General features: G+C 72.6%; 10 protein-coding genes. 7 read left to right on the top strand and 3 right to left on the bottom strand.

Translation table 11 applies throughout. The features are described from left to right. Positions 1 to 125: 125 nt before the first annotated feature. Genes ACGFXC_RS30620 through ACGFXC_RS30600 form a run of 5 tightly spaced genes read left to right on the top strand, consistent with a single transcriptional unit; the run spans position 126 to position 5814 of the window. Positions 126 to 1871, top strand: coding sequence for an ABC transporter substrate-binding protein (locus ACGFXC_RS30620; RefSeq protein ID WP_393718119.1), 1746 nt, complete (start codon positions 126 to 128; stop codon positions 1869 to 1871). 22 nt (positions 1872 to 1893) lie between these two features. After that, positions 1894 to 2844 (top strand): ABC transporter permease, encoded by a 951-nt coding sequence (locus tag ACGFXC_RS30615; RefSeq protein WP_393718118.1) that lies wholly within the window; start codon positions 1894 to 1896, stop codon positions 2842 to 2844. Continuing rightward, positions 2841 to 3827, top strand: coding sequence for an ABC transporter permease (locus ACGFXC_RS30610; RefSeq protein WP_393718117.1), 987 nt, complete (start codon positions 2841 to 2843; stop codon positions 3825 to 3827). Before ACGFXC_RS30615 ends, ACGFXC_RS30610 begins: the two co-directional genes overlap by 4 nt. Then, positions 3827 to 4831 (top strand): ABC transporter ATP-binding protein, encoded by a 1005-nt coding sequence (locus ACGFXC_RS30605; RefSeq protein WP_393718116.1) that lies wholly within the window; start codon positions 3827 to 3829, stop codon positions 4829 to 4831. The genes ACGFXC_RS30610 and ACGFXC_RS30605 overlap by 1 nt, the downstream gene beginning before the upstream one ends. Next, positions 4828 to 5814 (top strand): ABC transporter ATP-binding protein, encoded by a 987-nt coding sequence (locus ACGFXC_RS30600; protein ID WP_393718115.1) that lies wholly within the window; start codon positions 4828 to 4830, stop codon positions 5812 to 5814. The genes ACGFXC_RS30605 and ACGFXC_RS30600 overlap by 4 nt, the downstream gene beginning before the upstream one ends. Positions 5815 to 5881: 67 nt before the next feature. Here the strand turns inward: ACGFXC_RS30600 and ACGFXC_RS30595 are convergent, their stop codons facing one another. Beyond that, complete coding sequence (locus ACGFXC_RS30595) at positions 5882 to 7936, bottom strand: prolyl oligopeptidase family serine peptidase (protein WP_393718114.1); 2055 nt, start codon at positions 7934 to 7936, stop codon at positions 5882 to 5884. 109 nt (positions 7937 to 8045) lie between these two features. On the opposite strand from ACGFXC_RS30595, the gene ACGFXC_RS30590 reads away from it, so the two are divergent. Then, positions 8046 to 9611, top strand: a complete 1566-nt coding sequence (locus tag ACGFXC_RS30590; protein ID WP_393718113.1) for an MFS transporter — start codon at positions 8046 to 8048, stop codon at positions 9609 to 9611. A 33-nt stretch (positions 9612 to 9644) separates the two neighbouring features. After that, positions 9645 to 10118 carry a hypothetical protein gene (locus ACGFXC_RS30585; RefSeq protein WP_393718112.1) on the top strand — a complete coding sequence of 158 codons (474 nt, stop codon included), beginning with the start codon at positions 9645 to 9647 and terminating at the stop codon, positions 10116 to 10118. A gap of 350 nt (positions 10119 to 10468) precedes the next feature. Here ACGFXC_RS30585 and ACGFXC_RS30580 read toward each other — a convergent pair whose 3' ends face one another. Continuing rightward, positions 10469 to 11998 carry a helix-turn-helix domain-containing protein gene (locus ACGFXC_RS30580; protein WP_393718111.1) on the bottom strand — a complete coding sequence of 510 codons (1530 nt, stop codon included), beginning with the start codon at positions 11996 to 11998 and terminating at the stop codon, positions 10469 to 10471. Between the two features lie 168 nt (positions 11999 to 12166). Further along, positions 12167 to 14134, bottom strand: a complete 1968-nt coding sequence (locus ACGFXC_RS30575; protein ID WP_393718110.1) for an amidohydrolase — start codon at positions 14132 to 14134, stop codon at positions 12167 to 12169. Between the last annotated feature and the right edge of the window lie 47 nt (positions 14135 to 14181).

Below are 14181 nucleotides of genomic sequence, written 5' to 3'. Positions count from 1 at the left end.
CTGCCGTGTGGGGCAAGGGATTTGGACACGGCTGAATAACGTCGCCGCCAACCCCTTGTCAGTACAATTTCACATTACTATGTTACCGGTCACATCCTAAGCGCGGCCCTTCACTGGAGTGACCCATGACCAAGCGCACCCAACTCGCCCTCGCCACCGCCGTGGTGGCCGCTCTCGCACTCGGTGCCTCGGGCTGCTCCGACCCCAAGAAGACGGCGCACGCGGACCCCTCCGCCGCCAACCCGGCCGCCGCGAACGACGGCAAGATCCTCGGCGGCACCCCCGTCAAGGGCGGCACCCTCACCGTCCTGTCCAACCAGGACTTCTCCCACCTCGACCCCGCCCGCAACTGGGTCATGCCGACGATGGACTTCGGGACCCGGCTGCTCTACCGCACGCTCGTCACCTTCAAGGCCGAGCCCGGCAAGGCCGGCAGCGAACTGGTCCCCGACCTCGCCACCGACCTCGGCACCCCCTCCGACGGCGGGAAGACCTGGACCTTCACCCTCAAGGAGGGCGTGAAGTACGAGGACGGCTCGCCCGTCAGGGCCCAGGACGTCAAGTACAACGTCGAGCGCTCCTTCGCCCCCGACCTCACCGGCGGCCCCGACTACGCCGCCCAGTACCTGGCCGGCACCGAGGGTTACAAGGGCCCGCTGGACGGCAAGCACCTCGACTCCGTCACCACCCCCGACGACCGCACGATCGTCTTCCGGCTGCGCCGCCCCGTCGCCGAGTTCTCGGCGACCGCCACCCTGCCCACCTTCGCGCCCGTCCCCGCTTCCCAGGAGAAGGGCACCCAGTACGACGCCCGCCCGTTCTCCTCGGGCCCGTACAAGATCGAGACGTACGACCGGGACAAGAAGCTCGTGCTCGTGCGCAACGAGCACTGGGACCCGAAGACCGACACCGTCCGCAAGGCCTACCCGGACCGCTTCGTGGTGGTCATGGGCCTCAAGGGCGGCCAGATCGACGACCGGATCATCGCCGGGGAGGGCGCCGACGCCTCCGCCGTCGAGTACGCCGACATGCGGCCCGAGAGCGCCCCCAAGGTGCTGCCCAAGCCCGACGTCAAGGCCCGGCTGCTCGCCGAGTCCCAGGGCTGCACCGAGATGCTCCACCTCAACAACTCCAGGGCCCCCTTCAACGACCCGAAGGTCCGCGAGGCCATGCAGTACGCCGTGGACAAGGAGGCCGTGATCACCGCGGGCGGCGGCCCCGCCCTCAACGAGGTCGCCACCGCCTACCTGCCCCCGGCCCTGTCCGGCGGCAAGCAGGCCGACACCCTGGGGATCGCCCCCGCGGGGGACCCGGCCAAGGCGAGGGAACTCCTCAAGGCCGCCGGAAAGGAAGGCCTGAAGGTCTCCCTCTCCGTCTCCACCGGGGACAAGGGCAAGGCCGAGGCCATCCAGCAGGGCCTCGCCCGGGCCGGCGTCCAGGTCGTCATCGACACCGTCGACCCCGGCGCCTACTACGACGTCATCGGCGACCTCTCCACCACCCCCGACATGACCATCAACGGCTGGTGCCCGGACTACCCCTCCGGCTCCACCTGGATCCCCTTCGTCTTCGACGGACGCACCATCAAGGACAAGGGCAACCAGGGCAACTACTCCCAGTTCCGCGACGACGCCACCATGAAGCGGATCGACGAGATCAACGCCATGGCCGACGCCGGGCAGGCGAGCCGGGCCTGGGCCGACCTCGACGCCGAGATCATGAAGAAGGCGCCCTCCGTGCCGCTGCTGCTGGAGCGCAAGCCGCTGCTGGTCGGCCCCAACATCGCGGGCGCCTACGGCCACCCGGTGTGGACCGGCACCATCGACTACGGGACCGTCGGCCTCAAGGACCCCTCCAAGAGCCGGGGCTGAGGACCGGGAAGGCCCCGCCACCATGACCACCACCGCCCCGGACCGGGCCGCCCCGCCCGCCAAGGACCTCCCGCCCGGCAGCAGCCCCTGGCAGCTCGCCCGGCGCGAACTGCGCCGCCGCCCCGCCGTCCGCGTCAGCCTCGCCGTCGTCCTCCTCTTCGTCGTGACGGCCCTGGCCGCCCCCTGGCTCGGCGCCCTCGGCGGCTGGTCCCCGGACGCCTTCGACAAGGCCGCCGTCGACCCCTACCTCGGCGGCCAGCCCCTCGGCTCCTTCGGCGGCATCAGCCCCGAACACTGGCTCGGCGTCGAACCCGTCACCGGCCGCGACCTGTTCGCCCGCGTCGTCCACGGCGCCCGGGTCTCCCTCATGATCGCCTTCGCCGCCACCGCCATCGTCGTCCTCGCGGGCACCGCCGCCGGCATCGTGGCCGGCTACTTCGGCGGCCGCACCGACGCCGTCCTGTCCCGGCTCATGGACCTCACGATGTCCTTCCCCTCGCTGATCTTCATGATCGCGATGCTGTCGGTGGCCAAGGACGTTAACCGGATCGCCCTGATGACCGCCGTCATCGGCCTCTTCGGCTGGCCCGGCGTCGCCCGCGTCGTCCGCGGCCAGACCCTCTCCCTCAAACACCGCGAGTACGTCGACGCCGCCCGCGTCGGCGGCTCCGGCCCCTGGCGGATCCTCACCCGCGACATCCTCCCGGGCGTCGCCGGCCCCGTCATCGCCTACACCACCCTGCTCATCCCCGGCATGATCAGCACCGAGGCCGCCCTCAGCTACCTCGGCGTGGGCGTGCGCCCGCCCACCCCCTCCTGGGGCCAGATGATCGCCGAGTCCGTGGCCTTCTACGAGACCGACCCCATGTACTTCGTCATCCCGAGCACCTTCCTCTTCCTCGCCGTCCTCGCCTTCACCCTCCTCGGAGACGCCCTGCGCGACATCCTCGACCCGAGGGGCGGCCGTACGTGATCCTCTACCTCGTCCGCCGCCTGTTCGCCCTCGCCGGCGTCCTCCTGGCCATCGCCGCCGTCACCTTCCTCATCTTCTACGTCCTGCCCACGGACCCGGCCGCCGCGGCCTGCGGCAAGACGTGCAGCGCCGAACGGCTGGCCGACGTACGCGCCTACCTCGGACTCGACCAGCCCGTCTGGAAGCAGTTCGGCGGCTTCCTCTCCGGCATCTTCACCGGCCGCACCCTCGGCAGCGGCCCGTTCGCCGTCCAGTGCGACTTCCCCTGCCTGGGCTACTCGTACGAGAACTCCCTGCCCGTCTGGGACCTCCTCATGGACCGGCTCCCCGTCTCCGCCTCCCTCGCCGCCGGCGCCGCCGTCCTGTGGCTCCTGCTCGGCCTCGGCGCCGGGGTCACCGCCGCCCTGCGCAAGGACACCGCCACCGACAAGGCCCTGATGGTCGGCGCCGTCGCCGCCGCCTCGCTGCCCGTCTACTTCACCTCCGTGATGCTGATCTACGGAGTCATCCGCATCGCCGGCCTCCTGCCCTACCCCGCCTACCGGGCGCTGACCGACGACCCGCTCGGCTGGGCCTCGAACCTGCTCCTGCCGTGGACCGCGCTCGCCCTGCTCTACGCCGCCATGTACGCCCGCCTGAGCCGGGGTTCGATGATCGAGGCGATGGCCGAGCCCTACATCCGCACCGCCCGCGCCAAGGGCATGCCCGAGCGCACCGTCGTCGTCAAGCACGGGCTGCGCTCCGGCATGACGCCGGTCCTCACCCTCTTCGGCATGGACCTGGGCGGACTGCTGGCCGGAGCCGTGATCACCGAATCCATCTTCGGGCTCCCCGGCATCGGCCGGCTCTTCTACGGCGCGCTCGTCAGCTCCGACCAGCCCGTGGTCCTCGGGGTCACCCTGCTCGCCGCATTCTTCATCGTCGTCGCGAACCTCGCCGTCGACCTCCTGTACGCCGTCGTCGACCCGAGGGTGAGGTACTGATGACCACCGCACCACCCCTGCTCGAAGTGCGCGACCTGCGCGTCACCTTCACCACCCCGCGCGGCACCGTACGCGCCGTCGACTCCCTCGGCTTCACCGTCGAGGCCGGACGCACCCTCGGCATCGTCGGCGAATCCGGCTCCGGCAAGTCCGTCACCTCGCTCGCCGTCATGGGCCTGCACCGCGGCGCCGCCCGGGTCACCGGCTCCGTCGCCCTCGCCGGACGGGAACTCACCGCCCTGTCCGAGAAGGAACTGTCCGCGGTGCGCGGCCGCCGGATGGCGATGATCTTCCAGGACCCGCTGTCCAGCCTGCACCCCTACTACACCGTCGGCGAGCAGATCGCCGAGCACTTCCGCGTCCACTTCCGGGCCGGTCGGTCCGCCGCCCGCAAACGGGCGGTGGACGTGCTCGGCGAGGTCGGCATCCCCGAACCGGCGCGCCGCGCCGGGGAGTACCCGCACCAGTTCTCCGGCGGCATGCGCCAGCGCGCCATGATCGCCATGGCCCTGGCCTGCGAACCCGACCTGCTCATCGCCGACGAACCGACCACCGCCCTCGACGTCACCGTGCAGGCGCAGATCCTGGAGCTGATCGCCCGCCTCCAGCAGGAGCGTGGCCTCGGCGTGGTCATGATCACCCACGACCTCGGGGTCGTGGCCCGCGTCGCCCACGAGGTGCTCGTCATGTACGGCGGCCGTGCCGCCGAACAGGCCGGCGCCGACGAGCTGTTCGCCCGCCCGGCGCACCCCTACACCCAGGGCCTGCTCGACTCCCTGCCCCGCCTCGACACCCCCGACGACCTCCCGCTGCCCTCCATCCCCGGCTCCCCGCCCTCCCTGCTGGACCCCGCCCCCGGCTGCGCCTTCGCCCCGCGCTGCGGACGGGCCGCCGCCCGCTGCACCGCGGAGCGTCCCGCGTTCGTGCCGTACGGGGACGGGCCGCACCGCTCCGTGGCCTGCCACTTCGCGGGAGCCCCGCACCCCGAGGAGGCGGTCCGATGACCGCGACCGACACCGGCCGGCCCCTGCTCTCCGTACGGGACCTGACCATGACCTTCCCCGGCCGGCGCGCGCTGACGGGCCGCCGCGGGGCGTCCGTGCGGGCCGTCGACGGGATCTCCTTCGACCTCGCCGCCGGCGGGACCCTCGGCCTGGTGGGGGAGTCGGGCTGCGGCAAGTCCACCACCGGGCGGATGCTGGTCCGCCTCCTCGAACCCACCTCCGGCACGGTCACCTTCGACGGCGTGGACATCAGCCGGCTCTCCCAGAGCGCCCTGCGGCCGGTCCGCAGACACGTCCAGATGGTGTTCCAGGACCCGCACTCCTCCCTCAACCCCCGCCAGACCGTGGCCCGCATCATCTGCGACCCGCTGTTGGTCCAGGGCTGGAGCGCGGGCGACGCCCGCCGCCGGGCCGCCGAACTGATGGAACTGACCGGCCTCATCCCGGAACACATCGACCGCTACCCGCACGAGTTCTCCGGCGGCCAGGCCCAGCGCATCGGCATCGCCCGCTCGCTCGCCACCAGCCCCCGGCTGATCGTCGCGGACGAACCGGTCTCCGCGCTCGACGTCTCCGTCCAGGCGCAGATCGTCAACCTGATGGAACGGCTGCGCGCCGAACTGGGCCTGGCCTACGTTTTCATCGCGCACGACCTCTCGGTCGTCAAGCGGGTCAGCGACCGGGTCGCGGTCATGTACCTGGGCCGGATCGTCGAGATCGGGGACAAGAAGTCCCTGTACGAGGACCCGCAGCACCCCTACACCCGGGCGCTGCTGTCCGCCGTGCCGCTGCCCGACCCGGCGGCGGAGCGGCGGCGCGAGCGGATCGTGCTGCTCGGCGACCCCCCGAGCCCGGCCGCCCCGCCCCCGGGCTGCACCTTCCACCCCCGCTGCCCGAAGGCGCAGGAGATCTGCCGCACCGAACGGCCGCTCCTGCGGACCGCCGCCTCCCGCGAGGTGGCCTGTCACTTCCCGGGTGACTGACGGGGATCACGGGAAGAAGGAGGGCCCCGCGGCCGATGAAGCCCGCGGGGCCCTTCCGCGCACCGCTCTAGGCCAGTTCGCGGCGGAAGAAGGCGAGCTCCTGGGCCATCACCTTCTCGCGCATGCCGTCCGGGGTCATGTGGGTGACGCCGGGGAGGGCCAGCAGCCCGTGGGGGCGGCCGGCGTCCGTCAGGGCCCGGGACAGGCGCAGGGTGTGGGAGGGGTGGACGTTGTCGTCGGCCAGGCCCGTGACGAGCAGCAGCGGGCGGGTCAGCCGCGGGGCGTCCGGGAGCAGCGAGTCCCGTGCGTAGACGTCCGGGTGCTCCTGCGGGAGCCCGAGGTAGCGCTCGGTGTACGCGGTGTCGTAGTGCCGGAAGTCGGTCGGCGCGGCGCCCGCGGCGGCCGCGTGGAAGACGTCGGGGCGGCGCAGGACCGCCATGGCCGCCAGGTAGCCGCCGTAGGACCAGCCCCGGACGCCGACCCGGCCGAGGTCGAGGTCGCGGTGGCGCGCGCCGAGCGCGTGCAGGGCGGCGACCTGGTCGTCCAGGGTGACCTCGGAGAGGCCCCGGTACACGGCGTGGGTGAAGGCGGGCGAGACGTACGGGGTGCCCCGGTTGTCCACGGTGACCACGGCGAAGCCCTGGTCGGCCCACCACTGCCGGGCCTGCCAGCGGCGCGGCTCGGCGCAGACGTCCTGGAAGCCGGGGCCGCCGTAGCCGTCCACCAGGACGGGCAGCCGCCTGCCCGGGACGTGTCCGCGCGGCAGTACGAGGGCCGTGGGCACGCCGTGCTCGGTGACCCGCTCCAGGAGCGGGACCACCCGGTGGGGCAGCGGTGCGGCGAGGTCGGCCGGGGCGCAGGTGCGGCCGTCGGCGGTGCGTACGGTGCGCCGGTACCCGTCGGCGTCGGCCGAGGTCAGCAGCAGCGCACCGGCTCCGGCCTGGACGGTGTGCACCCCGGGGCCGTCGGCCAGCGGGGTCAGGGCGCCCGTGTCGGGGTCCAGGAGCAGCACCTGCTGTTCGGCGGGGTCGCGCAGTCCGGCCTCGATCAGCAGCCGGCCCGCGTGCACCCCGGCCACGCGCCGGACCTGTATCCCGTCGCCGGTCAGCGGCTTCCCGTCGAGGGCGAGGCCGCGAGCGGTCCCGCCGGGGGTGTCGGCGGCGGTGAGCATCCGTCCGTCGGGCAGCCGGGCCGGGGTGCCGGGCAGCGGGTCCACCCAGCGCGGGTGCGCGGTGCGCGACAGCTCCCGGGTGCGGCCGTTGGCGGGGTCGGCCGTGAGCAGCAGGACGCTGCGCTGGAGCCGGTCCTGGACGGTCAGCAGGATCTCGGCGTCCGACTCCCACTCGACCCCGGACACGTACGGGTGGGCCGCGCCGTCCCAGTCGAGGCGTACGCGGGCACCGTCCGGGCGGAGCACCCAGAGCTGGACGTCGGCGTTGGGGCCGCCGGCCTCGGGGTAGGCGAAGTCCTCGGCGGGCCGCTCGGGGTGGGCGGGGTCGGCGAACCAGCGCCGCGGCAGGGCGCTCTCGTCGACGCGGGCGGCGAGCAGGGTCTGCCCGTCGGGGGACCACCAGTGGCCGCGGGCACGGCCGAGCTCCTCGGCGGCGGCGAACTCCGCGACGCCCCAGCGGGCCCCGTCGTCGGGGCTGACGCGGCCGCCGGGGGAGACGTGGAGGGCGTCGTCCGTGACGTACGCGGTGCGCGAGCCGTCGGCGTTGGGACGGGGGTCGAGGGCGGGTCCGGCGGTGGCGATCCCGACGGGCCCGCCGTCCGTGCCGGCGGTGACGCCGTAGAGCCGGCCGTAGAGGGCGAAGACGGCGCCGCGGCCGTCGCCGCGCAGCGCGTACGAGCCGATCCCGGCGGCGACGACCCGGGTCCGCTCGCGCAGGCGGCGCTCGGCGAGCGGGAGTTCGCCGGGCTCGGGGCACAGGGCGCGGGGGTCGGCGAGCAGGGTTTCGGCGCCGGTGGCGGTGTCGAGCACCCAGAGGCCGTCGAACGGGTCGGTGGGCCCGGTCGAGCGCAGGAACCACAGGAGCCGGCCCTCGTCGCCGAACGCGAACGCGCGGGGCGTTCCGTGGGTGAACCGGGCCGTGTCGGCGGAGAGCCTGAGGAAGTCGTCCATGATCCTAGTGTGGCATGTGAAATATCACATGGCCTAGGGTGAGGAGCCCGGCCGGGAGCACTGGGCCGTTCGAGTGGTGACCCCCGGGGTCCGGGCATAGCGTCGACTAGTGGACCCGAACGCACTGCCGACCAGCAACGGGACCGACGGCAAGGTCCGAGGGAGCGGAAACGGGCTGGCCCTGTTCGTGATCGCCTCCTGCCAGCTCATGGTCGTTCTCGACATCACCATCGTGAACATCGCGCTACCGCACATCCAGACCGCGCTCGACTTCTCGACGGAGAGCCTCTCCTGGGTGGTCAACGCCTACACCCTCACCTTCGGCGGCCTGCTCCTGCTCGGCGGCCGCACCGGCGACATCCTCGGCAGACGGAGGGTCTTCATCTTCGGCGTCCTCCTCTTCGGCCTCGCCTCCCTCCTCGGCGGCCTCGCCCAGAACGCCGGCCAGCTCATGGCCGCCCGCGCCCTCCAGGGCGTCGGCGGCGCCATCGCCTCCCCGACCGCGCTCGCGCTGATCACCACCACCTTCCGCGAAGGCCCCGCCCGCAACCGGGCCTTCGGCGTGTTCGCGGCCGTCTCGGCGGGCGGCGGAGCGATCGGCCTCCTCGCGGGCGGCATCCTCGTCGAATGGCTCAACTGGCGCTGGGTGCTCTTCGTCAACGTCCCCATCGCCCTGCTGATCGCCCTGCTCGCCTCGCGCGTCATCCGCGAATCCGCCCGCCACCCCGGCCACTTCGACCTCGCCGGCGCCCTGCTGTCCACCCTCGGCATGGTGTCCCTCGTCTACGGGTTCATCCGCGCCTCCCAGCAGGGCTGGAGCGACCCCTACACGATCGGCTCCTTCGTCGTCGCCGTGCTCCTGCTCACCCTGTTCGTCCTGAACGAGCGGCGCTCGCCACAGCCGATCACCCCGCTGCACATGTTCGCGGACCGCAACCGGGCGGGCACGTACGGGATCATGCTGTTCCTGGCCTGCGCGATCTTCGGCATGTTCTTCTTCCTCACCCTCTTCGTGCAGAACGTCCTCGGCTTCACCCCCCTGCGGGCGGGACTGGCCTTCCTCCCGGTCAGCGTGATGATCGCGCTGGCCGCCGGCACCGCCTCGCAACTGCTCCCCAAGTTCGGGCCCAAACCCTTCATGGTCACCGGCGCGCTGTGCTGCGCGGCCGGGCTCGCCTGGCTGACCCAGACCGACGTCCACTCCACCTACCTCGGCAGCGTCCTGGGACCGATGCTGGTCTTCGCCACCGGCATGGGCCTGCAGTTCGTCTCGCTGACCCTGATGGCCCTGTCCAACGTGTCCGACCGCGAATCCGGCGCCGCCTCCGGGCTGCTCAACACGATGCAGCAGGTGGGCGGCTCCCTCGGGCTGTCCATCCTGGTGACCGTGTTCGGCACGGCCAGCCGCAACGAGGCCAAGGCCCAGGTCCCCGACTTCCTGCGCACCTCCACCCCCGGGCAGAAGCTGTACTTCGCGCGGACCCACCAGCTCCCCAAGCCCTGGGCCGACCAGGTGCTCACCTCCGGGGTGAGCACGGCCTTCGTGGCGGCGGCGCTGTTCACCCTGGTCGGCGCCGCCATCGCGCTGTTCGTGATCCAGGTCCGGCCCTCGGACCTCCAGCGGCTCCAGGGCAACCACTCCCCGGCAGCCGTACCGGAGGAAACGGCCGGGTAGGCTCGTGGATCATCGAACTTCGGGGGGAAACCGATGCGCAGCTCCACCACGGCCCGGCGGGCCGCGACCGCCGCCCTGGCCCTGTCCCTGACCGTGCTCACCGCCGCCTGCGGCAACGCCGGGGCCCTGAAGGCCCCGGCCCCGGCCCCGCCCCGCACCACCGCACCGTCCGCACCCGCCGCCCCGGCCGCCGCGTCGGCACCGGAGAAGGTCCGCGACGCCTTCGCCGGGCTCCAGGCCACCCTGGGCGAATCCTGCACCCCGGGCAACTGCGCCTACTTCCTCGGCCGGGTCCACGACGAACTCCACCGCATGGACCGGGCGATGAAGGCCGACCCGAAGGGTCCCGGCCACTTCCCCGAGCCCATCGCGGCCATCGCGAAGCTCGACGGGGAACTCGGCGGCGACAGCGCCTTCGAGAACCTGAAGAAGCACCAGAGCACCCTCATCAGCACCCGCGACGAGATCAACACCTGGATGCAAGACCACCCCGACGACTACCGCTGACCCCCTCAGCGCCGCCCACGCCGCATCCGGCACCGCGCCTCGCCAAGGCCGCGCGGTCAGCCGGGAGTCAGTGCTCGAGACAGGCGACGTTCCCGGCGCGCCGGGCGCCGTCGGCCGCTCGGAGCCGGACGAAGCTCACGCGGTTTTGTTGACCATGACGTCGCGCCCCAGTCGGGCGGCGACCACGGCCGCGAAGGGTCACGTGCCCATCCGTAGGTGGCGAGGAGCACGGGATCCCTGTCGCCGTAAGTCGGTTCGATGCCCGCGGTGTGCTCGGCCTCATCGAGGCGGGCGTCGCGCCGGGCGGAGCCCCCGCCGGTCGGCTGGGTGCCGGGGCGGGGGCTGACTTGCTAGATGTCGCGGAAGATCTCGATCTGGGCGCCGACCGAGTTGAGGCGCTCGGCGAGTTCCTCGTAGCCGCGGTTGATGACGTAGACGTTGCGCAGGACCGAGGTGCCCTCGGCGGCCATCATGGCGAGGAGGACGACCACGGCGGGGCGCAGGGCCGGGGGGCACATCATCTCGGCGGCGCGCCAGCGGGTGGGGCCCTCCACCAGGACGCGGTGCGGGTCCAGGAGCTGGAGGCGGCCGCCGAGGCGGTTGAGGTCCGTCAGGTAGATGGCCCGGTTGTCGTACACCCAGTCGTGGATCAGGGTCTGGCCCTGGGCGACGGCGGCGATGGCGGCGAAGAACGGGACGTTGTCGATGTTCAGCCCGGGGAAGGGCATCGGGTGGATCTTGTCGATCGGCGCCTCCAGCTTGGAGGGGCGGACCGTGAGGTCGACCAGGCGGGTGCGGCCGTTGTCGGCGACGTACTCCGCCGAGCGGTCGTGGTCGAGGCCCATCTCCTCCAGGACCGCGAGCTCGATCTCCATGAACTCGATGGGGACCCGGCGGATCGTCAGTTCCGACTCCGTGACGACGGCGGCGGCGAGCAGGCTCATCGCCTCGACCGGGTCCTCGGAGGGGGAGTAGTCGACGTCGACGTCGATGACGGGGACGCCGTGCACGGTGAGCGTCGTGGTGCCGATGCCCTCGACCTTGACGCCCAGCGCCTCCAGGAAGAAGCACAGGTCCTGGACCATGTAGTTCGAGGAGGCGTTGCGGATGACGGAGACGCCGTCGTGGCGGGCCGCGGCCAGCAGGGCGTTCTCGGTGACCGTGTCCCCGCGTTCGGTCAGCACGATCGGGCGGTCGGGGGAGACCCCGGGCTCGATCTGGGCGTGGTAGATGCCCTCGGTCGCGGTGATGTCCAGGCCGAAGCGGCGCAGGGCGATCATGTGCGGCTCGATGGTGCGGGTGCCGAGGTCGCAGCCGCCGGCGTAGGGCAGCTTGAAGCTGTCCATCCGGTGCAGCAGCGGGCCGAGGAACATGATGATGCTGCGGGTGCGCCGGGCCGCGTCCGCGTCCATGGCGTCCATGTCGAGGCGGGCCGGCGGGACGATCTCCAGGTCGACGCCGTCGTTGATCCAGCGGGTGCGGACGCCGATGGAGCCCAGGACCTCCAGGAGCCGGTAGACCTCCTCGATGCGCGCCACGCGGCGCAGCACGGTGCGGCCCTTGTTGAGGAGCGAGGCGCACAGCAGGGCGACGCACGCGTTCTTGCTCGTCTTGACGTCGATGGCCCCGGACAGGCGGCGGCCGCCGACCACGCGCAGGTGCATCGGTCCCGCGTAGCCCAGAGAGACGATCTCGCTGTCGAGTGCTTCACCGATTCGGGCGATCATCTCAAGGCTGATGTTTTGATTGCCGCGTTCGATGCGGTTCACCGCGCTCTGGCTGGTGCCGAGTGCGTCGGCGAGCTGACTCTGCGTCCAGCCGCGGTGCTGCCGGGCGTCACGGATGAGCTTACCGATGCGTACGAGGTAGTCGTCTGCCATGGATGCACCGTATCTCAGATATGAGATGCCTTCTGTTTCTGGTGGTGCAGACGGGTGTTACCGACCGTCAGCTCACCGGATTTTCCGAACATCGCACTGATTACGGACATCTCACCTCGTATGCGCACCGGCCGCCCGTCACGTTCCGCCGGTCGTGTCCCTCTACCGTCAGTGTCCGCAGGCGTGGTGGCGCCCGCCGTGCACCGCCGCGTACGCGGCCGGGCGCGGTCCGGATACCGCCCGGGCCGCCCGCGCCGCGGCGTCCCGGCCCGCCGCGGAGTCCGCGTCGTGCACCACGCGACCGCCGACCAGGGTCATCCGTACGCCCGTTCCGCTGATGTCGGCCACCGGACAGCGGGTCACATCCCGGTCCAGCAGCACCAGGTCCGCCGCCTTGCCCGGCTCCACCGTGCCCGTCAGCCCCTCCTGCCTCAGCTGCCACGCCGTCCCGGCCGTGTGCATCCGCAGCACCGACGTCCGGCCCAGCCCCTCCAGCTCCCGGTGCAGCGGGCCCGAACCGTGCGCGCCCTGCCGGTCGATCGCGGTCCGCAGCTGGTTCCACACCTGGAGCGCGTCCACCGGCCAGTCCGAGCCGCCGCTCAGCCGGGCCCCGGCGCGCTCCAGACTGCGCGCCGGGTACATCCACCGGTGCCGCGCCTGCCCGATGTACGGGAGCAGGGCCTCCATCGTCCAGGTGTCCTCCGCCGCCCACTGGAGCTGCATGCAGGCCGCCACGCCCAGCTGCGCGAAGCGCCGCAGGTCCGCCGGGTCCACGAGCTGCAGGTGGGCCACGGCGTTGCGCGCGTCCCGTCGGCCCGTCACCCGGAGGGCGTACGCGTACCCGTCCAAAGCCGTCCGTACCGCCCGGTCCCCGAGGCCGTGGGCGTGCACCTGCCAGCCGGCCACGTTGAACGCCGCCGTCAGCCGCCCGTAGTCGGCCGCCGAGGTGTACAGCTCGCCGCGGTTCGCCGTCGGCTTCCCGTTGCCGTCCAGGTACGGCTCCAGCAGCGCGGCCGTCTGCGCCGGGTATTCGATGACCCCGTCCAGGAACACCTTGACCATCCCGAACCGCAGCCCCCGGACCCCGTCGAACTCCCGGCGCAGCCCGCGCGCGTACGCCAGCGCCGCCGCCGGGTCCTTCGTCTGCCCGGCGTCGAGCCGGATCGCGGGCACGATCCGCTGCGGCAGCTGCCCCGCCGCCGACAGGGCCTGGTAGAGCTCCAGCTCGTGCCGTCCGACCAGGGCGTCCATCATGGTCGTGACCCCCGACGCCGCCGCCAGCGCGAGCACCTTCGCGCAGGCCGCGACCAGTTCGGCCCGGGAGGGCTCCGGCACGTGGCGCTTGACCAGGTCCTGCGCGTCGTCCTTCAGGACGCCCGACGGCTGCCCGTCCGGACCCCTGACGATCCGGCCGCCGACCGGGTCCGGGGTGGCCGCCGTGATCCCGGCGATCTCCAGGGCCCGCCGGTTCGCCCAGAGGTTGTGGCCGTCGCCGCCGACCAGAGCGAGGGGTCTACGGGTCTCCAGCGCGTCCAGCATCGAGTGGTGCGGCACGCTCCCCGTCGGCAGCAGCCCGACCGGATTCCAGTCCTCCACCACCAGCCAGCGGTCCGGCTCGGCGCTCGCGCCCCCGGTGTCGGCGAGGAAGCCGGCCAGCAGCGCCCGCAGTTCGGGCAGCGTGGTCTCGGCCCCCTCCAGGGAGGGCCGCAGCGAGCGGTCGCCCGCGCCCAGCGGGTGCACGTGCCCGTCGTGGATGCCGCTCATGACGGTGTTCCCCCGGGCGTCGAGCACCTCGGTGTCCCGTCCGACGTGACGGCGCACCGCCGGGCCGCTCCCGGTGGCCAGGATCTTCCCGTCCCGCCCGACCGCGACCGCCTCCACCGGCGCACCGCCGCCCGCGGTCCCGGTGAACACCCGGGCGTTGTGGATCACGAGGGCGGCCGAGCCGCGTCCGCCGGAGGTGCCGGCCGCGGCCGCCGGGCCCGCGCCCAGCAGACCGGCCGCCCCCGCCGCGCCGACGGCCCCGAGGAGACCGCGCCGGGAGAGCGGCGAACCGGAGGGCGGGGCAGAGGAAGAGAAGAAGGAAGGGGAGGGGGAAGGGGAGGAAGGGGAGGAAGGGGAGGAAGCAGGGGGCATGGCCACTCCAAAGGTCGGTGTGGCCAGGACACTGTGTGATTAACCCC

Origin of the sequence: Streptomyces sp. NPDC048507, assembly GCF_043199995.1 — a bacterium.
Classification (GTDB): Bacteria; Actinomycetota; Actinomycetes; order Streptomycetales; family Streptomycetaceae; genus Streptomyces.
Note: the sequence above shows the minus strand (reverse complement) of the source record. Positions and strands in the feature narration are given on the sequence as shown.

Coding starts and splice junctions, on each gene's coding strand:
- ACGFXC_RS30600 (WP_393718115.1), top strand. CDS start 4,828: ATGACCGCGACCGACACCGGCCGGCCCCTGCTCTCCGTACGGGACCTG.
- ACGFXC_RS30615 (WP_393718118.1), top strand. CDS start 1,894: ATGACCACCACCGCCCCGGACCGGGCCGCCCCGCCCGCCAAGGACCTC.
- ACGFXC_RS30605 (WP_393718116.1), top strand. CDS start 3,827: ATGACCACCGCACCACCCCTGCTCGAAGTGCGCGACCTGCGCGTCACC.
- ACGFXC_RS30620 (WP_393718119.1), top strand. CDS start 126: ATGACCAAGCGCACCCAACTCGCCCTCGCCACCGCCGTGGTGGCCGCT.
- ACGFXC_RS30585 (WP_393718112.1), top strand. CDS start 9,645: ATGCGCAGCTCCACCACGGCCCGGCGGGCCGCGACCGCCGCCCTGGCC.
- ACGFXC_RS30575 (WP_393718110.1), bottom strand. CDS start 14,134: ATGCCCCCTGCTTCCTCCCCTTCCTCCCCTTCCTCCCCTTCCCCCTCC.
- ACGFXC_RS30580 (WP_393718111.1), bottom strand. CDS start 11,998: ATGGCAGACGACTACCTCGTACGCATCGGTAAGCTCATCCGTGACGCC.
- ACGFXC_RS30595 (WP_393718114.1), bottom strand. CDS start 7,936: ATGGACGACTTCCTCAGGCTCTCCGCCGACACGGCCCGGTTCACCCAC.